At 31.0% G+C, this 20,223-nt stretch carries 20 protein-coding genes; 7 read left to right on the forward strand and 13 right to left on the reverse strand.

All coding sequences use genetic code 11. From position 1 onward, the window contains the following. Position 1: 1 nt before the first annotated feature. The 5 genes from mrdA to purH are packed head-to-tail and all read right to left on the reverse strand — an operon-like array spanning position 2 to position 5,953. Complete coding sequence (gene mrdA, locus LG45_RS06190) at positions 2 to 1,957, reverse strand: penicillin-binding protein 2 (protein WP_035125524.1); 1,956 nt, start codon at positions 1,955 to 1,957, stop codon at positions 2 to 4. Further along, on the reverse strand, positions 1,954 to 2,463 hold the full coding sequence (locus LG45_RS06195) for a hypothetical protein (RefSeq protein WP_035125525.1): 510 nt from the start codon (positions 2,461 to 2,463) through the stop codon (positions 1,954 to 1,956). The genes mrdA and LG45_RS06195 overlap by 4 nt, the downstream gene beginning before the upstream one ends. Next, complete coding sequence (mreC, locus tag LG45_RS06200) at positions 2,456 to 3,280, reverse strand: rod shape-determining protein MreC (RefSeq protein WP_035125526.1); 825 nt, start codon at positions 3,278 to 3,280, stop codon at positions 2,456 to 2,458. The genes LG45_RS06195 and mreC overlap by 8 nt, the downstream gene beginning before the upstream one ends. 60 nt (positions 3,281 to 3,340) lie before the next feature. Further along, positions 3,341 to 4,369 (reverse strand): rod shape-determining protein, encoded by a 1,029-nt coding sequence (locus tag LG45_RS06205; protein ID WP_035125527.1) that lies wholly within the window; start codon positions 4,367 to 4,369, stop codon positions 3,341 to 3,343. Between the two features lie 57 nt (positions 4,370 to 4,426). Further along, positions 4,427 to 5,953, reverse strand: a complete 1,527-nt coding sequence (gene purH, locus LG45_RS06210; RefSeq protein ID WP_035125529.1) for a bifunctional phosphoribosylaminoimidazolecarboxamide formyltransferase/IMP cyclohydrolase — start codon at positions 5,951 to 5,953, stop codon at positions 4,427 to 4,429. A 289-nt stretch (positions 5,954 to 6,242) separates the two neighbouring features. Between purH and LG45_RS06215 the strand changes: the two genes are divergently transcribed. Next, the gene (locus tag LG45_RS06215; RefSeq protein ID WP_035125530.1) at positions 6,243 to 7,499 is read left to right on the forward strand and encodes an ABC transporter permease; all 1,257 of its coding nucleotides are present in this window, start codon (positions 6,243 to 6,245) and stop codon (positions 7,497 to 7,499) included. Between the two features lie 164 nt (positions 7,500 to 7,663). Next, positions 7,664 to 9,862, forward strand: coding sequence for a TonB-dependent receptor plug domain-containing protein (locus LG45_RS06220; RefSeq protein WP_131494641.1), 2,199 nt, complete (start codon positions 7,664 to 7,666; stop codon positions 9,860 to 9,862). A 57-nt stretch (positions 9,863 to 9,919) separates the two neighbouring features. Here LG45_RS06220 and accD read toward each other — a convergent pair whose 3' ends face one another. The 3 genes from accD to tamL all read right to left on the reverse strand — a co-directional run bounded on the left by accD (position 9,920) and on the right by tamL (position 14,523). Beyond that, positions 9,920 to 10,774 carry an acetyl-CoA carboxylase, carboxyltransferase subunit beta gene (gene accD / locus LG45_RS06225; protein WP_035125531.1) on the reverse strand — a complete coding sequence of 285 codons (855 nt, stop codon included), beginning with the start codon at positions 10,772 to 10,774 and terminating at the stop codon, positions 9,920 to 9,922. Between the two features lie 76 nt (positions 10,775 to 10,850). Continuing rightward, positions 10,851 to 11,918, reverse strand: coding sequence for a class II fructose-bisphosphate aldolase (gene fbaA / locus LG45_RS06230; protein ID WP_035125532.1), 1,068 nt, complete (start codon positions 11,916 to 11,918; stop codon positions 10,851 to 10,853). Positions 11,919 to 11,967: 49 nt separating this feature from the next. Then, the gene (gene tamL / locus LG45_RS06235) at positions 11,968 to 14,523 is read right to left on the reverse strand and encodes a translocation and assembly module lipoprotein TamL (protein ID WP_444979496.1); all 2,556 of its coding nucleotides are present in this window, start codon (positions 14,521 to 14,523) and stop codon (positions 11,968 to 11,970) included. A gap of 26 nt (positions 14,524 to 14,549) precedes the next feature. Between tamL and LG45_RS06240 the strand changes: the two genes are divergently transcribed. Next, the gene (locus LG45_RS06240; protein ID WP_035125533.1) at positions 14,550 to 15,278 is read left to right on the forward strand and encodes a TrmH family RNA methyltransferase; all 729 of its coding nucleotides are present in this window, start codon (positions 14,550 to 14,552) and stop codon (positions 15,276 to 15,278) included. A 3-nt stretch (positions 15,279 to 15,281) separates the two neighbouring features. On the opposite strand, the gene porT is transcribed toward LG45_RS06240, so the two are convergent. The 4 genes from porT to LG45_RS06260 all read right to left on the reverse strand — a co-directional run bounded on the left by porT (position 15,282) and on the right by LG45_RS06260 (position 17,640). Further along, positions 15,282 to 15,989: a type IX secretion/gliding motility protein PorT/SprT gene (gene porT / locus LG45_RS06245; RefSeq protein WP_035125534.1), complete on the reverse strand. Its 708-nt coding sequence runs from the start codon at positions 15,987 to 15,989 to the stop codon at positions 15,282 to 15,284. 23 nt (positions 15,990 to 16,012) lie between these two features. After that, positions 16,013 to 16,744 (reverse strand): bifunctional demethylmenaquinone methyltransferase/2-methoxy-6-polyprenyl-1,4-benzoquinol methylase UbiE, encoded by a 732-nt coding sequence (ubiE, locus tag LG45_RS06250; RefSeq protein ID WP_035125535.1) that lies wholly within the window; start codon positions 16,742 to 16,744, stop codon positions 16,013 to 16,015. An 87-nt stretch (positions 16,745 to 16,831) separates the two neighbouring features. Continuing rightward, positions 16,832 to 17,314, reverse strand: a complete 483-nt coding sequence (locus LG45_RS06255; RefSeq protein ID WP_035125536.1) for a dihydrofolate reductase — start codon at positions 17,312 to 17,314, stop codon at positions 16,832 to 16,834. Next, entirely contained in the window at positions 17,314 to 17,640 is a 327-nt protein-coding gene (locus tag LG45_RS06260; protein ID WP_035125537.1) for a 2TM domain-containing protein, read from the reverse strand. Before LG45_RS06260 ends, LG45_RS06255 begins: the two co-directional genes overlap by 1 nt. A 237-nt stretch (positions 17,641 to 17,877) precedes the next feature. Here LG45_RS06260 and LG45_RS06265 point away from each other — a divergent pair, with 237 nt between their 5' ends. Further along, positions 17,878 to 18,174, forward strand: coding sequence for an isoamylase early set domain-containing protein (locus LG45_RS06265; RefSeq protein ID WP_035125538.1), 297 nt, complete (start codon positions 17,878 to 17,880; stop codon positions 18,172 to 18,174). Between the two features lie 54 nt (positions 18,175 to 18,228). Here LG45_RS06265 and LG45_RS06270 read toward each other — a convergent pair whose 3' ends face one another. After that, positions 18,229 to 18,681: a GAF domain-containing protein gene (locus LG45_RS06270; RefSeq protein ID WP_035125539.1), complete on the reverse strand. Its 453-nt coding sequence runs from the start codon at positions 18,679 to 18,681 to the stop codon at positions 18,229 to 18,231. A gap of 71 nt (positions 18,682 to 18,752) precedes the next feature. Between LG45_RS06270 and xrtF the strand changes: the two genes are divergently transcribed. The 3 genes from xrtF to LG45_RS06285 are packed head-to-tail and all read left to right on the forward strand — an operon-like array spanning position 18,753 to position 20,194. Continuing rightward, positions 18,753 to 19,316, forward strand: a complete 564-nt coding sequence (gene xrtF / locus LG45_RS06275; RefSeq protein WP_035125540.1) for an exosortase family protein XrtF — start codon at positions 18,753 to 18,755, stop codon at positions 19,314 to 19,316. Then, positions 19,285 to 19,728: an exosortase F system-associated membrane protein gene (locus LG45_RS06280; protein WP_035125541.1), complete on the forward strand. Its 444-nt coding sequence runs from the start codon at positions 19,285 to 19,287 to the stop codon at positions 19,726 to 19,728. The genes xrtF and LG45_RS06280 overlap by 32 nt, the downstream gene beginning before the upstream one ends. Before the next feature lie 46 nt (positions 19,729 to 19,774). Further along, positions 19,775 to 20,194 (forward strand): HYC_CC_PP family protein, encoded by a 420-nt coding sequence (locus tag LG45_RS06285; RefSeq protein WP_035125542.1) that lies wholly within the window; start codon positions 19,775 to 19,777, stop codon positions 20,192 to 20,194. Positions 20,195 to 20,223: the final 29 nt, after the last annotated feature.

Below are 20,223 nucleotides of genomic sequence, written 5' to 3' on the forward strand. Positions count from 1 at the left end.
TTTAATTGGTTTTAGTACTATCTTTTTTAATGGTTGCTTTTTTTTGTTTTGCTATAGAATCTATTCTTTTTTTAGCAAATTCTATACTGTCTCTTTTTCTAAAAATACTGTCTTGTTGTTTTTGAGGTAGTAATTTATCGTATTGTGATTTTAGACTTCCTGTTAACATTCTTTTTTCGAAATCAATTCGTGTGATTTTATTATTTAGATATTTTTCAATCATTAAAGTTGTAATTGGTCCAGCCCAACGCGCACCCCAATATCCGTTTTCAACAAATACTGCAATTGCAATTTTAGGATTATCTTTTGGTGCAAAAGCTACAAAAATAGAGTGGTCTTGAAGCTTAACTCTTTTTCCGTTTATTTTAGCAAAGTTTTCGGCAGTTCCCGTTTTTCCACACATTTCTATTCCAACAGCACCAAGTCCAGCTGCTGTTCCACGATTATAAACGTCGAACATTCCACTCACAATTGGGTCAAAATATTTTCTGTCTATTGTGGTAGTGTGTTTTGTTGTAAAACGTTTGTCTATTGTTGTTCCTTCTATTTTTTTAATAATATGGGGCGTGTAAAAATAACCTCTATTTGCAATTGTTGCCATAAAATTGGCTAATTGAATAGGTGTCATTAAAACTTCACCTTGACCAATTGCGTTAGAGACAATTGTTTTTCCGTCCCATTTCCAACCAGCATAGGTTTTATTATATAATTTTGATGTTGGTATTTTTCCTTTTCTTCCCGTTGGTAAATCATATCCCATAAAATCTCCTAGTCCAAAAGATTTTAAGTGTTTAGCCCAAACATCTACAGCATAACCGTGATCTTGATATTTGTTAATTAATTTAATATAAGCGCTAGAAAAATAGGTGTTACAAGATTGATAAATTGCTCTATGAAGTTGTACTCTTCCGCCAGAACAGTGGCATCTCATAAATCGACCTCGAGCATAACTAAATCCGTGACGGCAATTAAACCCGATACTGTCATTTATTACGCCTTCTTGTAACGATATTAAACCGGTTAATATTTTAAATGGTGATCCTGGAGGATATTCTGCTAGTAATCCTCTGTCGTATAAAGGTTTAGCTATAGAATCTTTGTATAATTTTGTATAATTTGCTGATCTTTGACGGCCAACTAATATTGATGGATCATATGATGGAGCCGTAACAAGTGCTAAAATTTCTCCTGTATTTGGTTCGATAGCTACGATTCCACCACGTTTATTAATCATTAATTCTTCGCCATACTTTTGTAATTCGGCATCAATAGTTAATGTTACGTCTTGTCCTTGTTTAGAAATGGTATCATATTTTCCGCTTTTATAAGAACCAATCTCTCTGTTAAATTTATCTCTAAGTATGTATTTTACACCTTTTTGACCGCGCAAAATATCTTCATAGCTTTCTTCAACGCCTTGTTTACCAATTAAATCGCCGCCTTTGTAATAAGGATTTTTTTCAATGGTTTTTTCGTTTACTTGTGTGATAAATCCAAAAACATTGGCGCCATAATTTACTTGATAATCGCGAAGCGAACGTTTTTGAATGTAAAAGCCTTCAAAACGTCGCAGTTTTTCTTGAAAACCTGCATATTCTACTTTGTTCAGTTGGGATAAAAAAACCGATGGAAGTAACGGACTATATACTCTAGCTTTAGCTATTTTTTTAATAAAATCTTCTTTTGTGATGTTTAATAGTTTACAAAATTGAACTGTATCTAATTTTTTTACATCACGAGGAATCACCATAATGTCATAAGATGGCTGATTGGCAACTAGAAGTTTACCTGTTCTATCGTAAATATAACCACGCTCAGGATAGGTGTAGTTTATCTTTATAGCATTATTATCTGACTGTAATTTAAAAGAATCGTCAATTACTTGTAAATAAAAAAGACGTATCAATAACAATGATGCTGTTATGATAACCAATGCCGGAAGAAGAACCTTTCTCATCGTTTGTTGTTGGGCTTAATTAAATAAATAATTAAAATGCTTATTATAATTGTGAAAATTGTACTTACAAGTGTACGTAAAATAATGCTCCAAAAATATTCGAATGTAAATATTTCGAGGATAAACATAACAACGTGATGTAAAACAACGGATAGAAAAATAAATGAAAAGCGTTCTGGTGTTAATACATCGTTTAGTCTAACGGTTTGATATTCATAGCTTAATCCGAAGGAGAATTTAAATATTGATGGTCTAAAGTAAGCCAGGACTAAACAAGAAGCTGCATGAACTCCGCCAGAGTTCATGAATAAATCCATTGTTAGTCCTAATAAAAAACTACCTAATAATAAACCCGATTTGTTTCCGTTTACTGGATATAAGATTATAAAAAGTATGTATGGAAACGGATTAATATAACCCAAAAAGTTGATATTGTTGAAAATAGTGACTTGAGCCGTTAACAACAATATAAATCGGGCGATATTGTATAATATAGCGCTATTCATCTTTCTTTGTTATTTTTTCAAGTTCAATAATTTCTGGTGTATCTTTATTTTTAACAACATAAACATAGCCTAAACTTGTCATGTCATTAAATAATCTGATGTCTAATGTGTAATAATTTGTTTCGTTATCGATGTACACTTTATCAATAGTTCCAATATTTATATTTTCTGGAAAAATTGTTGATTGTCCACCAGTTACAATAGTGTCGCCTTTTCTTGCCGATGACAATCTTGGTACATCAACCAATTGCACAAATCCAGTATTTTTTCCGTTCCAAGTTAAAGAACCAATATGATTTGATTTTTTAATCTTAGCATTTATAGGAGATTTTACATTTAGAATACTTAATACAGTTGAGTAATTTGTAGAAGTATTTTCTATTACACCAACTATTCCAAGACTATTAATTACGCCCATATCTTGTTTAATTCCTTCTTTGGAACCTCTATTTAGAGTAAGATAATTTTCGTGCACATTATAAGAATTCTTAATCACTTTTGCAGTTATTAAACTCACTTTACTATTTCCTGCAACAGTATCAAATTGAATTTTAGTAGAATCTTTTACATTGAAAATGATACTTTTTAGACGTGCATTTTCTTTTGCCAATTCGTCATTTTGAATTTTCAAATTAAAATATTCTTCAACATTATTCATCTTTTCGTAAACGCCACCAGATAAAAAATTGGCCGAACTAATAACTTTACTTTTATGAAATGAATGGGATTGAATTGTGAGCGAAAGCGCTATACCCATAAGCAGCAAAAACAGCATACGATAGCTGTTTTTAAATATAAAATTAAATATTTGCTGCATCTTTTAAGGTATTCAGTGGTCAGTATTCAGTGATTAGTGTTCAGTATTTGTAATCAAACACTATTTTATAAGAATGCTTCTAAACTTTGGTATGTTTTTCAACGCCATTCCAGTTCCTCTTACTACGGCTTTCAACGGATCTTCGGCAATGTAAACTGGTAAATCTGTTTTTAATGAAATACGTTTGTCTAATCCGCGAAGCATTGATCCACCACCAGCTAAATAAATTCCGGTATTGTAAATATCTGCTGCTAATTCTGGAGGAGTTTGAGATAATGTTTCCATTACCGCATCTTCAATACGTTGAATAGATTTGTCTAACGCTTTAGCAATTTCTCTAAAAGAAACTTCTACTTGTTTTGGTTTACCTGTAAGTAAATCTCGACCTTGAACAGACATATCATCTGGAGGCGTTTCTAATTGATCTGTAGCTGAACCTACTTGAATTTTAATTTTTTCTGCTGTAGTTTCTCCAACAAATAAATTGTGTTGTGTTCTCATGTAATAAATGATGTCATTAGTGAAAACGTCACCAGCAATTTTCACCGATTTGTCGCAAACAATACCGCCAAGAGCAATAACGGCAATTTCTGTTGTTCCACCACCGATATCTACAATCATGTTTCCTTTAGGTTGCATGATGTCAATACCAATACCAATCGCTGCTGCCATTGGTTCGTGAATTAAGTAAACTTCTTTTCCGTTTACACGTTCACAACTTTCTTTTACGGCACGCATTTCTACTTCTGTAATTCCAGATGGAATACAAACTACCATTCGCAACGCTGGCGTAAACATTTTTTTCTTTAAAGCAGGAATACTTTTTATAAACATGCTAATCATCTTTTCAGACGCATCAAAATCGGCAATTACACCATCTTTTAATGGTCGTATGGTTTTAATGTTTTCATGTGTTTTACCTTGCATCATGCTGGCTTCTTTACCAACTGCGATGATTTTTCCGGTGACTCTATCTCTTGCAACAATAGATGGGCTATCTATTACAACTTTGTCGTTGTGAATAATTAGTGTATTAGCGGTACCAAGGTCAATTGCTATATCCTCGGTCATGAAATCAAAAAATCCCATACTTAATAAAAGGGTATTAGTTTGTTATAAAATATTTAGCGTACAAAAATAATAAAATTAATGTTTAAAATGACGTGTTCCAGTAAATACCATTGCCACGTTGTTTTCGTTGCAATAGTTAATACTCAATTCGTCTTTTATAGAACCTCCAGGTTGAATAACTGCTGTGATTCCTGCATTCTTTGCAATCTCAACACAATCAGGAAAAGGGAAAAAAGCATCACTTGCCATTACCGCTCCGTTTAAATCAAAATTAAATGAATTGGCTTTTTCAATAGCTTGTTTTAATGCATCAACTCGAGAGGTTTGACCTGTTCCAGCTGCGATTAATTGTCCATTTTTTGCTAAGACGATTGTGTTTGATTTGGTGTTTTTACAAATTTTAGAGGCAAAAATCAAGTCGTTAATTTCTTGACTAGTTGGTTCTTTAATAGTAACGTTTTTTAGTCCTTCTTTATTGTCTGTAATAGTGTTTCTATCTTGAACTAATATTCCGTTAAGGCAAGTTCGTACTTGTCTTTCAGGTAAAGGTACATCATTTATTACTAATATAATTCGGTTTTTCTTTTCTTGTAAAATGGTTACTGCTTCTTCATCATAACTTGGAGCAATTACCACTTCACAAAAAAGTGAGTTTATTTCATTTGCTGTAGCAACATCAATTTTGCCATTAGCAATTAAAACACCACCAAATGCCGATGTTGGATCACCTGCTAATGCATCAAGATAAGCTTCTTTCATAGAATTTCTTGTTGCAATTCCGCAAGCATTGTTGTGTTTTAATATTGCAAAAGTTGGAGCGTCATTTTTAAATTCTAAAATCAAATTTACAGCAGCATCAACATCTAGCAAATTATTATATGATAATTCTTTGCCATGAAGTTTTGTGAAAATTTTATCAAATTCGCCAAAGAAAAATCCTTTTTGATGTGGATTTTCGCCATAACGAAGTACTTGACATTCATCAACACTTATCTTTAAAATAGTTTCATCAGTATTAAAATAATTGAAAATTGCACTGTCGTAATTAGATGAAGTATGAAAAGCTTTTGTAGCCAATAATTTTCTTTGCTCCAATGTTGTAGCTCCGTTTCCAACCATAATCATGTCTAAAAACAAACTATATTCTGCAACAGATGGAACAATTACAGTATCTTTAAAATTCTTAGCCGCAGCTCTTATTAACGAAATGCCACCAATATCAATTTTCTCAATAATATCAGCTTCACTTGCGCCACTTGCAACTGTTTTTTCAAATGGATATAAATCAACAATTACCAAATCAATTTGTGGAATATCAAATTCCTCCATTTGAGCAACATCCGATTCATTTTCTTGACGGTTTAAAATTCCGCCAAATATTTTTGGGTGCAATGTTTTTACTCTTCCACCAAGAATTTCTGGAAATGATGTAACGTCTTCAACAGGAACAACAGGAATACCTAAATTTTTAATAAATTCTTCAGTTCCGCCAGTCGAATAAAAAGTTACGTTTTGCTCGTGTAGTTTACGAACAATCGGCTCCAATCCATCTTTAGAAAAGACAGAAATCAACGCCGATTTAATAGTTTTTGTTGTGCTCATTGTGTTGTGTTATTAAGCACGCAAAAGTAGTTTTTTAAATCGGAATTTTTCTTAGTTTATAAAGGAATTTACAGGCTATTTTTATTTTTTTTTTAGAAACGAATCAGTAGGCTTTTTTGTAGTCCATTTTCCTGCCTTTCGTTGCAATTTTTTATTGTTTTTTAAGGAAACAATAAAAAGATTTCCACTACAGTCAGGGTTATTTAATATTTGTCTTTTATTTCTGTAACAATTTTACTTTTTTATTTACTAATATCTTAAATTTGACCATAGAAAATAAATCAAAAACATGCTTGTCTACCTCCGATTATTAAAAGAAAGTTTCGGTTTTGCAATGAACGCTTTGCGAAACAATAAATTAAGAACACTACTTTCGTTGCTTGGTGTGACCATTGGTATATTTTCTATTATTGCCGTTTTGGCTGCTGTCGATTCTTTAGACAGAAAAATAAAATCAGATATCAGTGGATTAGACAATAAATCTATTTTTTTATTCAAATACTGTTTTGGTCCAAGTGATATTCCTGATTGGAAAATAGATCAATTTCCGGATGTTAATTTTGATGAATACAATTACATAAAAAACAATGTTAGCGGAGTAGAAGCTGTTTGTTATCAGTTTTTTACCAATAGAGAAAATATAAAACATGATGATAAAGTAGCAAGTTCGGTGAGCATTAAACCATGTACTTATGAGTTTATTGAAATTGAAAAATTAGATTTTGCCGAAGGTAGATTTTTCAATGAGCAAGAGTCTAATTCTGGAAAGAATTGTGTAATTCTTGGTAGTGAAATTGCCGATGTTTTATTCGAAAATCAAAACCCTATCGATAAAGAAGTTCGACTTTATGGTCAGAAATTTATAGTTATTGGAGTTCTAAAAAAAGTGGGTGAGCGTATGATTAACTTTGGTTCCAATCCAGATAATACGGTTTACGTTCCTATAAATAAAGTTAGAGCAATGTTTGGTGACAACAATGATCAGTTTACACCAATTATCATCATAAGACCACAAGAAAGTGTGGAATTAGAAGATATCAAAGGCGAACTGACTCAGAAATTAAGAATTAAAAGAGGATTGAAAGCTGGAGAAATTGATAACTTTTTCGTGAATGTTTTAAAAGGTGCAACCGATCAAATTGATGCAATTATTACTCAAATGAATATTATGGGTTGGGTTATTGCTGGGTTTTCACTTCTAGTTGGAGGCTTTGGTATAGCCAATATTATGTTTGTATCCGTTAAAGAACGAACGAACTTAATTGGAATTCAAAAATCGCTTGGAGCCAAAAATAGATTTATTCTTTTTCAATTCTTATTTGAAGCTGTAATTCTTTGCGTAATTGGCGGATTTATTGGGCTATTATTAGTGTGGTTAATTTCCATAGCTTTAACTAGCGCCTTAGATTTTGAATTTGTACTTGGTATTGGGAACGTAGTTTTAGGAACTTCATTAGCGATTGTTATCGGATTAATATCTGGAATTTTACCTGCAATTTCTGCATCAAAATTAGATCCTGTTGAAGCAATTCGAAGCGGAATGTAAATTGATGCTTTTTTCTATCTTTGAAAAAAAATCTAAAGCATTTATAAAAAACAATAATCGCTTTTTTACTATATTATTTTAATCGCCATTGTTGTTGCTTTTGTCTTGTTTCGACATAAATTTTGGTTAAAAAGAGAAGTAAAAATGGAACTATTAACTCAAAAATGAATAAAACTACTACCTTTTTACTCTTATTATCATCATTTATTGGATTTTCTCAAACTCAAAAAGATTCAGTAAAAAGCACAAAACTTGATGAAGTTATTATATCCAATAAAGTACCTACAAATCTAACGCTATTACCTAATCAGGTGAAAACTATCACCGATAAACAAATTGATTTTCAAAATTTTCAAAGCACTGCAGAAGTATTATCTAATTCGGGTTCTTTATTTGTTCAAAAGTCACAGCAAGGTGGCGGAAGTCCAGCCATTAGAGGATTTGAAGCCAGTAGAGTTTTATTACTTGTGGACGGAATTAGAATGAATAATTTAATTTTTAGAACTGGTCATCTTCAAAATGTAATTACTGTCGACGAAAGCATGCTTGATAATGTTGGAATTTTCTATGGTCCAACTTCAACACTTTTTGGAAGTGATGCTCTGGGCGGAACTGTTGCTATGACAACTAAAAGAGCAAAATTTTTAAACGAAGCAAAAAATAAGTTTTCTGGAAATGTCAATACACGTTATAGTTCTGCAAATGAGGAGAAGTCTGTTTCACTAAATATAAATTATGCAGCCGAAAATTTTACGTCTTTAACTTCAGTATCTTTTAATGATTTTGGAGATTTAAAAATGGGTAAACGTAAAAATCATAATGGTGACTTCTTTGGTGAAAGGCCATTTTATGTAGCGACAATAAATGGTGTAGATCAAGTATTGGAAAATGATGATAAATACGTCCAAAAGAATTCTGCATATAAACAGTATAATTTTTTACAGAAATTTGCTTATAAAACCGCATCAGGATTTGAACACGGATTAAATTTACAATTTTCAACAACTACTGACATTCCAAGATATGATAGATTAACAGAAACAAATTCCTCTACAGGTTTAACTCATGCCGAATGGTATTATGGACCACAACAACGTATTTTAGGAATATATTCCGTATCAAAACAAAAAGCTTTTTTAGAGAGCGATTTAAAAGTAAATATAGCTTTTCAAAATGCTGAGGAAAGTCGTCACAATAGAAGATTTGGTAATTATGTGTTGCAAAATAGAGAAGAAAGCGTAAACATGTATTCGGTTTCCATAGATTTAAAAAAGAAGTTCACAAAAGGTGAATTATTCTACGGATTTGAATCCTATTATGAAACACTAAATTCTTTTGCTTATTCGAATAATATAAATACTGGTGAACGAAGCGATATCAGTACGCGATATCCAAACGGTGATAACAATATGTTTAGAAATGATTTGTATGTTTCATATGACGAAAAAATTTCTGAAAAAACACTTTGGAATATCGGTGCTAGAGTAGGTTATACCACTTTGAAAAGTACAATCAATGACGATACTTTTTTTCAATTACCATTTTCAAATATTTCACAAGGTAATTTCACGTACAGTGGTACGTTTGGAATTATTCACAATACATCAGAAAACTTTGCCATAAAAGCCAATTTATCTAGTGGATTTAGAGTTCCAAATATTGATGATTTGGCTAAAATATTTGAATCGGTACAAGGAACAATCATTGTTCCAAACGAAAATCTAAAACCAGAAAAAACCTTAACGGCCGATTTTGGAATCGTAATTCAATCTAATTCTAAAAAAATTAAATTTGAAAATACTTATTTCTACACCAGATTATATGATGCAATTGTAACCGATGAATTTCTATACAACGGACAAAGTGTTATTGATTATGATGGAACGCCAAGCCAAGTTTTTGCCAATCAAAATAAAGGAAAAGCATTTATTACAGGATTGTCAACAAGTTTCAACGCCCAAATTTTGAGGGCATTAAATTTTAGCGCCAATTTCAATTATAATTTAGGAAGAATTGTTGAAAACGGAGAACAATCACCACTAGATCATATTTCGCCTTATTTTGGTAAAATTGGTTTTATGTATTCTAAATCTTGGTTAAATCTTGAAGCCTACTTATTATACAACGGAAAAAAACCTAGTAAAGACTATTCGACAAGTGGCGAGGACAATCAGCAGTATGCTCCAATTGGTGGAATGCCAGCTTGGGAAACGTATAACTTTAAATCAGGTTTTGAAGTTTATAAAGGAGCAACACTATTTGCAGGAGTTGAAAATATTTTAGACACGCAATACCGAGTTTTTGCATCGGGAATTAATGCGCCAGGAAGAAACTTTTATGGAGGATTGAAATATGCTTTTTAAAACGATTTACTTATAAAATTAAAATCCCGTTAGTGTTTTGCTAACGGGATTTTTAATTTATCTAATTTCTTGATTCAAAATCAAATCGATATACAAATTGATTTTGTTTTTCAACTCTTTTCGATGTGAAATAAAATCTAAGAATCCGTGCTCTAATAAAAATTCTGAAGTTTGAAATCCTTCTGGTAAATCTTTTCCTGTTGTATCACGCACAACTCTTGGTCCTGCAAAGCCAATTAATGCGCCCGGTTCAGCGATATTAATATCACCTAGCATGGCGTAAGAAGCTGTAGTTCCGCCAGTCGTTGGATCAGTACATAATGAAATGTACGGAATTTTAGCATCGGCTAACTGCGCTAATTTTGCTGAGGTTTTAGCTAATTGCATTAATGAATAAGCCGCTTCCATCATACGAGCGCCACCCGATTTTGAAATCATTACAAATGGCACTTTGTTTTTTATAGAATAATCAATACCACGTGCAATTTTTTCTCCAACAACAGCACCCATTGATCCACCAATAAAGGCAAAATCCATACAGCAAACTACCAATTCATTTCCTTTAGATTTTCCAACTCCAGTTCTAACCGCATCTTTCAACTTGGTTTTGTCCATTACATCTTTTAATCGTTCAGAGTATTTTTTAGTATCCACAAATCCTAATGGATCTTTAGAAGTCATTTTGGCATCTAATTCCTTGAATTCATTATTATCGAATAAAATTTCGAAATATTCTTTACTGCCAATTCTAACGTGAAAATCATCTTCTGGACTTACCCATAGATTTCTTTCTAATTCATCGGCATCAATAATTTTCCCTGTAGGCGATTTATACCAAAGTCCTTTTGGAACATCTTTTTTATCCTCTGTAGGTGTTTGAATTCCTTTTTCTGTTCTTTTAAACCAAGCCATAATTTTAAATTTTGGTTGGAAGTTGGAAGTTGGAAGATGGAAGAAAACTTCCTGCTTCACACTTCATTCTTCCTGCTTATAAAGTGTTAACGTTATTTAAATCAGCAAACGCTTGCTCTAATCTTGTATTGAAAGTAACTTCTCCTTCACGAACCCATTTTCTTGGATCATAATATTTTTTATTTGGAGATTCTGGTCCTTCTGGATTTCCAATTTGAGTTTTTAGGTAATCAATATTGTTAACCACATAATCACGAATTCCTTCTGTGAATGCAAATTGTAAGTCGGTATCAATATTCATTTTTACGACACCATAAGAAATTCCTTCTCTTATTTCTTCTAAAGTAGAACCCGATCCACCGTGGAAAACAAAATCAACTGGATTGTGACCCGTGTTGAATTTATTTTGAACATAATCTTGGGAATTTTTTAAGATTTTTGGAGTTAATTTTACATTTCCTGGTTTGTAAACTCCATGAACATTTCCAAAAGCTGCTGCGATTGTAAATCGTGGAGAAATTTTAGAAAGTTCCTCATAAGCATAAGCTACTTCTTCTGGTTGTGTGTATAATTTTGAACTATCAACATCAGAATTGTCAACGCCATCTTCTTCACCACCAGTAATTCCAAGTTCTATTTCTAATGTCATTCCCATTTTACTCATTCGAGCTAAATACGTTTTACAAATCTCAATATTTTCTTCGATTGGTTCTTCCGATAAGTCAATCATGTGAGATGAAAACAATGGTTTTCCAGTTTCTGCAAAATGTTTCTCAGACGCGTCTAATAAACCATCAATCCAAGGTAATAATTTTTTAGCACAATGGTCAGTATGTAAAATTACAGTTGCACCATAAGCTTCTGCTAAAGTATGGATGTGTTTTGCACCAGCGATTCCACCTGCAATAGCCGATTTTTCTCCAGCATTAGATAGACCTTTCCCAGCATTAAATTGTGCGCCACCATTAGAAAACTGAATGATAACTGGAGCATTTAATTTAGCAGCAGTTTCTAAAACTCCATTTATTGTATTTGATCCGGTTACGTTTACTGCAGGAAGTGCAAAGCCTTTTTCTTTTGCATAAGCAAAAATTGCTTGAACTTCATCTCCTGTTGCAACTCCGGGTTTAATATTATGTGACATCTTGTAGTTGTATTTTTAGTTAAGTTTACAAAAGTAATAATTTCTAAAATTAGAACGGATAATTTATACCAATATTTAATACCAACTCTGATAAATTGAGTTCTTTAAACCATCTATTGTTAATATTTTTTGCTGGATTGTAGGTTTTAAATCCTAAATCACCTCTTACAACAAATAATCCAAAATCATATCTAAATCCAAATCCAGTTCCCAATGCTATTGTTTCTAAAGATTTTAGTCCATTGAATTGATAAGCTTCATCTTCAACATTATCAAGTACATTCCAAATATTTCCTGCGTCTGCAAATAATGCTCCGTTTAATTTTCCGAAAATATTAAATCTAAACTCGGCATTAAAACTAATTTTCATATTTGCTTCATTAAAGTCAAATATTCCACCGCTACTGCCTGGACCCAAACTATAAGGTTGCCAAGCGCGAATGTCGTTGGTTCCACCAGCAAAATAACTTCGTGAAAACGGAATACTATTAGAATTTCCATATGGAATTGCAATTCCGAAAAAACTTCTTATTGCAAATACCTTTTTTCTTCTTAAATCCCAATGTTTTATATATTCAAATTCGGTTTTGATGTATTGAGAATATTCTACATCAAATATAGTGTTGGCTCCGTTTTGATTTATTATTTCCTTAGATGCATTCGAAATTAATGAAAGTACATTTCCAGCTGATTCAATTTTTGTCTTAAAAACATAAAAATTATTGTCTTGTATATCTCTTTTAGATGTTTTTGAAAAACTAATACTGGATGCAAAAATTAAGTTGTCTTCAATTAATCTAACATATCGTTCAGAGATACTAAGTACAGTTTTGTATTCGTCATCTTCTGGCAGTATGTCTGTATTTTCGGTTAGTACATCTACAATAAAATTTAATGTTCCTTCTTGAGTTAAATTTCCATCTAAATCAACATTTTCTGAATTTGTGTTATAAATAGCAGCAATTTCATTCAATCGATCGTACGAAGTTCGATAAACATTAAAGTAATTACCCACATTAATATTTTTTACAAACTGTACATTAAACAAGTCAAATCTTATTGTAGTATTTCTTTTTGGTGTCCAATTATAAGATAATGCACTTGTGAAATTTTGTTTGTCAAGTCCAATGTTTCTTTGTTTGGCAAAACCTACACTCAGTGTTGTTGAAGGAATCATTGTTTTTGGGATGATTTTATCCGTATTTAAAGGGAATAAAATTCTAGGGAAATTAAGTTTAGAGTCAACTCCAATTTCAGAAATATTGAAGAAATTGTTGTTAGGATTTGATAAATCTCGAGATGCACCTACATTTCCTCTAAAAGCAATTTCAAAGGTTTCTGCACCATTAAAAACGTTTCTAATTCCGAGTGATGTATTTCCCGAAATCCCAAAGTCTTGAATATTAGAGTGGGTAAAATCTACAGAAGCACCAAAAGTATATTTTTTTCTAGGTATTAAAAACACATTGGCAATTAATCCGTTCACGTCTTTAGGGTCAACAGAATATTGTATTGATGGATAATTAAAAACCCTAAGATTACTCAAATATTTAGAGGTTAAAGAAGTTCTAAAATCAGAATAAGTAGTTCCAGGAGCGATAAAAATAGCGCTTGTAATTGATTTAGGTTTGTATTTTAATTTTTTCTCACTATAAAAATTAAATCCGTTATAAGTAACACTATCATTAACTTTAATCTCATTTTTATTAGTTTGATGGTCGGTAAAAATATTAACCTTATTTATTTTGTAAATTTTAAAATCTTGTGTAGCAGAAGTGTCACCTTCTCTAATATTCTGATTTTCAATATTTAGTTTTAGATTTACTTTTTTATTCGTTTGAATAGTGTCTAAATCAAAATTGATATAATTCTGTTGGAAAAAATAAACACCATTGTTTCTAAAATCGGTTGTAATTCTATTTCTTTCGTTATCAATATCAGATGTTTTATATTGATTTCCAGATTTAATAAACGAATTGTCTTTTCTTAATTTGTATAAAGAATCCAACGCCAAAGTAGCGATATCGGTTTTCAAACTGTCTAATTTGTAACCGCTTCCTTTATTGATTTTGTATTTTAAAACTACTTTTTTGGTCTTAGAAGTGTCAGTTGTAAAATCGGTTTTTACATCAAAAAAACCATTGTTGAAGTAGTATGAATTTAATCGTTTTATTGATTTTTTAGTGCTATTGGTATCTAATAAAACTGGTGATTCACCTGTTTTTTTTAGAAATTCATGAATTCCTTTATTCCAAAAAGATTGTCCCAATCGATTTACTTGTTTTTTCGATAGCCATTTCGCTTTTCGATTATATTTAGCTGGATTTTTAAGAAATTTATCTTTGTATAATGAATCAGTATTTTGTTTTGCAAGATTGTATAAATTCAATCTAAGTCGATATCCTAAAATAGAACTATTTGGTTTTTGATACAGTTGACTGCTTACTTCATCGTCTTTATTCTTTTTATCATCTACATAAATTTCGTTATCCATTAACAATCTCTTGTTGTTAGGAACTCGTTTCGTAGTATTACAACCAACAATAATGAGGGTTATTAAAATAAATAGTGATATTTTTGTATTGAAATTTTTCAAACGGAGCATAATTTAATTCAAAAGTACATTTTTTTATGGTTAGTAAAAACCAAATAAAACTAATTACAAGTTTACAACAAAAAAAGTATCGACAAACGCATCAATTATTCCTTGCCGAAGGTGTAAAGGTAATTCAAGAATTACTCGTATCAAATTTTATGCTAGAACATTTATTTGTTACTGAAAATTTATTTGAATCTGTTTCTTCTGATAAAAAAACGTTGATTTCTGAATCGGATTTGAAAAAAATTAGTTGTTTGTCAACGCCTAATAATTGTTTGGCTTTATTTAAAATTCCAAGCGATAAAAAAATACTTCTTGATGGTTTAGTTGTTGCGCTTGATGAGGTTCGAGATCCAGGAAATTTGGGAACTATTATTAGATTGTGTGATTGGTTTGGTGTAAAGCAAATTATATGTTCTAATAATTCTGTAGATATTTACAATCCCAAAGTGGTTCAGGCAACAATGGGTTCTGTTTCTAGAGTGAATGTTGTTTACACGAATTTGGTCGAATATTTATCGAATTCTAAACAAGAAATTTTCGGAACTTTTATGGATGGAAAAAATGTTTACAAAGAACAACTTCCACAAAATGGAATTCTAGTTCTAGGAAACGAAGCCAACGGAATTTCAAAAGAAATCGAAAATTTGATAACTCAAAGATTAGCAATTCCAAGATTTGGTGATTTGCAAAAAACCGAAAGTTTAAATGTGGCAACAGCTACAGCAATTTTTTTAAGCGAATTTAAAAGATTGCAATAAAATCTATTGAAAGGTGAAGTTTATAAAGATGGCTCTTGTTTTTAGGGCATCTATATTTCCAGTCCAAGGGCTATTCGGATCGTTGTCTCTAATTAACTCGTCATTAAATCCAAAAACACCACGAATCGACGGAGAGAATTTAAAATATTCTAGGTATAAATCAATTCCAAAACCAACTTCATAGTTTTTTGTCCATGGTTTTACTCTAAAACGTTCTTGTAAATTGTCATCTTTAGTTTTAGAATTACTAGACAAATTTAGTGTTGCCGAAACTCCTCCAACTAAGAAAGGGCGAATATTTCCTGTACGTTCTGATGAAAATTTAAGCAATAAAGGGAAATGAATGTAAGTTGATTTTACTTCTCTTAAAGCGTCATTTTCATCTGTAAAACCAGAGTAATTTAAATTTCTTTGAGTGTAGTATAAACCTGGCTCAAATCTTAAATTGATGTATTCATGAAGGCGTAAATCACCAATTAATCCTACATTAAAACCGGTTACGCCATCAACTAAAATGTCAACATCGGGTGTGTTTTTGTAATCAATTTTAAAATCGTACATATTGAATCCTAAAAAATAACCCCAATAAACGCGTTGTTTATCCCAGTTTTCTAAGTTTATAATTGGATCGCTGCTAAAAAGTCCTTTGGATTGCGCCTGACTTTGTAGTGAAACTAATACTAGTAGTAAAATATAAAAATGCTTTCTCATACTTGTGCTGAAATACTTCAGTTTTATTTTTTTGATGCCGAATAAATTGTTGCTACACCAAATGTTTGTGGCATTGCTTCAACATCTATAAACCCAATTTTTCGTAAAATATTGTTTAACTCCTCGCCAAAAGGAAAAACTGCTGCCGATTCTGATAAATATCCGTAGGCAACATTGTCTTTTGAGAAAAGTTTTCCAATGATAGGTAAAATATTTTTAGTATAAAAATTATAGCCTTGTTTGTAAGGAGTTTTTACTGGATTGGAAGTTTCAAGAATCACGAAAATTCCGTTAGGTTTTAAAACACGTAGAATTTCTGCAAGACCTTTTTCAAGATTTTCAAAATTTCTTATTCCAAATGAAACTGTAATGGCATCAAAATGGTTGTCAGGAAATGGCATATTTTCGCTGTCGCCGATAACCATATCAATAATATGATCTAATTTTTTTTCTGCAATTTTCTTTTTCCCAACTTCTAGCATACCTGCAGAGATGTCTAAACCAATAATGTTTTTAGCATTGGTCTTGGTCATTAAAATAGCTAAATCTCCGGTTCCAGTAGCAATATCAAGAATGTTTTCAGGATTTTTGGCTGCGACTAATTTAAGTACTTTTTTGCGCCATTTAACATCAATTCCAAAAGATATTACGCGGTTTAAACCATCATAATTTCCCGAAATGTTGTCAAACATTTGAGCAACTTGTTCTTTTTTGCCTAAATTAGAATCTTTATATGGAGTTACGCTTTTAGCCATTTTACTTGCATTTTTTTATGGTGCAAAAGTACAAATAATAAAAATCAATTAGCAATAACAATTTCTAAAACTATCACAATAAAGTGTTTACTTTTTTAGATAGGTTTGAAATGAAAAATCAAAGAGGTGTTTTTCGTCTTTTGCGTGAAATTCTTCTTGTGCTAATTCCCAAATTGCAGTATCAATTTCTGGAAAAAAGGTATCGGCTTCAAACGTAGAATGAACGCGTGTAAGTTCAATTTTATCAGCAATAGCAATAGATTGTTGGTATATTTCGCCACCTCCAATTACAAATACATCTTCGTCTTTCGGACAAATTTCGATGGCTTTTTCTAAGCTATTTACAACAATACAATTTTCGGGATTATAGTTTTTTTGTCGTGTAATTATAACATGAGTTCTATTAGGCAATGGTTTTGGAAAACTTTCAAATGTTTTACGGCCCATGATAATATAATGTCCCGAAGTTATGGCTTTAAATCTTTTAAAGTCATCTGGTAAATGCCAAATAAGATCGTTGTTTTTTCCTAATGCGTTGTTTTCGGCTGCGGCTGCGATTAAAGTTATCATTATTTTTTATTCTCTATTTCGTTTTTCAATTGCTCAATTTTTTTTTCTTGCATGGTCATGAGTCTGTTTATTTGCTCGAGCTCCCATTTTTTATTCATGAAACTATCGGTAATAAATACTTTAATAAAATGAAGTATGAAAATAAACAACCAAATGGTAATCGCCCAAATGTACCAATTATTTGGCTCTCCGATATTCATCCATTTATTTGCAATGAACAGAAAAATACTAGCTAGAAAGAATACTACAAAATGAGTATAAAGCCCTTTTTTTTGTTTAATTCTCTTTCGAGCATATTCATACATTTCTATTTGTTCAGTATCCATAACGTTGAAATTTGTTCTTAAAGGTATAAAATTTATTTAAAAAACAAAATAGCAATTTCAGTATAGCACATTAAGAAAACGTTTTCCTATTTGAAAAATAAAATTTAACAAGCTATATATTAAGAATTTAAGTAGAAATTGGGATAAATATTATTAAAATAATAATTCTGTGATAGCTTGTAAAATGTAAATTATTATTGCTTTACTTTGCGTCATTAATCTATAAATGAAATAGTTATGGCAATCAAGAAACAATTTATAAAAACAAAACCAGTTTGTAAAGTTACTTTTTCTTTAGAAGCTAAAGAAGCAAATACAGCTGCAGTTATTGGTGATTTTAACAGTTGGAATCCAGCAGAAGGTGAATTATCAAAATTAAAAAATGGAACTTTCAAAGCAACATTTGAATTACCAAAAGACAACACTTTCGAATTCAGATATTTAGTTGATGGTGATTATGTTAATGATCCAGAAGCAGATAGTTTCCGTTGGAACGAATTTGCAAATGCTGAAAACAGTATTTTAGAGGTTTAGGTTTAGTTTGTTTATATTTAAAATCCGTTCATTTTTAGTGAACGGATTTTTTTATTAGAACAATTTGGCAACTTCAAGATTTACAAATTCTAGAAACGTTTCGTCTTTTTCTGTGAAAGGATCCAGAACATGACTATCAATATCAATTTGACCAATATTTACATTGTTTACAAAAAGCGGAACTACAATTTCAGATTTTACTGTAAAGCTACATGCTATATAATTGTCTTGAGCAGCAACATCAGGTACTACAAAATTCTGATTTGAAACTGCCACTTGACCACAAATTCCTTTTCCAAATGGAATAACAATATGATCCGTCTCGGCACCCACGTATGGACCAAGATGTAATGTTTTAGTATCGTGATTTGCAAAATAAAATCCAACCCAATTGTAGTAATCAACAGAATCGGATAAAAATTGACATAGATTTTTTAATTTTTCGTCTCTCGAAACAGTATCAGAAAGAATCGAAATAACAGATGGTTTTAGACTTTCAAAACTCATAAATTTAATTTTTATGCAAAAGTAATTATTGTGTGTCTTTACTTTTTATATAAATTTGTTAAAAAAAACAATTGAAAGAATATTTTAAAGAATATAAACCATTTTTACTTTTTTTAGCTAAATTTTTAGGGGCTTACCTGGTTTTGACTTTTGCATATTACAGCTATTTAAGTGAATTTGATCAAGAAAAATTTGAAGTTGATGGATTCACGCAAATCGTTGCGAACCAAACAAGTCAGTTGATTTCAGTGTTTGATTCAAGAACTCATATTGAACCAAATCTTACAGAGCCAAGCGTGAATTTATTTTATAGAGAAAAGTGGGTTTCAAGAATAGTTGAAGGTTGTAATTCCCTGAGTGTAATGATTTTATTTGTAAGTTTTATATTTTCATTTTCAGGAAAATTCAAGCAAACTGTACTTTTTATTTTATTTGGATGCATAGTGATTCATATTTTTAATATTATTAGAATCACACTTTTAGGCGTTTCAATGTTTCATTATCCTCAATATCAAGACTTACTTCACGGCGTTATTTTTCCGCTGTTTATATATGGAGTTGTTTTTATTTTATGGATTATTTGGGTTAATAAATTTTCATCTTATGCTAAAAAATCTTCTAAAAGACAAAACTAGAACCGGGATAACTCTATTTTTAATTCTGCTTTTAATTGCTATTCGAGTTTTTGAATCTAACTTGTTTTACGATCCATTTTTAGTTTATTTTAAAAATGAATTTGCAAATTCGCCTTATCCTAACATCAGTATTTTAAAGCTATTTTTCAGTTATGGATTTCGATTTTACATTAATTCAATGATTTCTCTAGCATTGATTTATATGCTTTTTAAAGACACCAAAATTGTAAAATTTTCTATGTTGCTGTACATAGTTTTTGGTAGTATTTTGATGATAAGTTTCTTTTTTGTCCTCAAGTTTTTTGGGCCAGAAGCCAAAATGATTTTATTCTATATTAGAAGATTTATCATTCAGCCGATATTTGTAATGTTATTCATTCCAGCATTTTATTATCAAAAAAGAATGAAATAACAATTTATTATGAATTTTGTAAATCCTTTAATAGTATATTTGCACTATGCAATTTAAAAAGCACATAAGTTTAGTTATCGCCTTTTTCCTATTGGTTTCCAATTCGGGATTGGCTTTTAATGTGCATTATTGTGGCGATAAAATTGCCGCAGTTTCTTCTGTTTTTTCAAATGAAGAAGTTTGTGTCGTTCCAGTAAAAGAAGAAAAAAAATGTTGTGCCAAAAAGGAAACTTCGCACAAAAAATGTTGTTCAGATAAAGAAGTAAATCTTAAAAATAAAGCCGAAAAAATTGTAGTAAAATCAATTTCATTCGATTTAGATTCGGTTTATTTTATCAATGAATGGAAAGCAATTTCATTTTCATCTGATGCAACTCCATTAAATATTCAATCTGTTGAATATTATTGCGATGCCAATTCGCCACCTTTTTATAAACTCTACTGTCAATTTACACTTTTCGGATAATTTTAATATTCCTTTAATTTAAAACAATT

This window comes from Flavobacterium aquatile LMG 4008 = ATCC 11947 (assembly GCF_000757385.1).
GTDB classification, from domain to species: domain Bacteria; phylum Bacteroidota; class Bacteroidia; order Flavobacteriales; family Flavobacteriaceae; genus Flavobacterium; species Flavobacterium aquatile.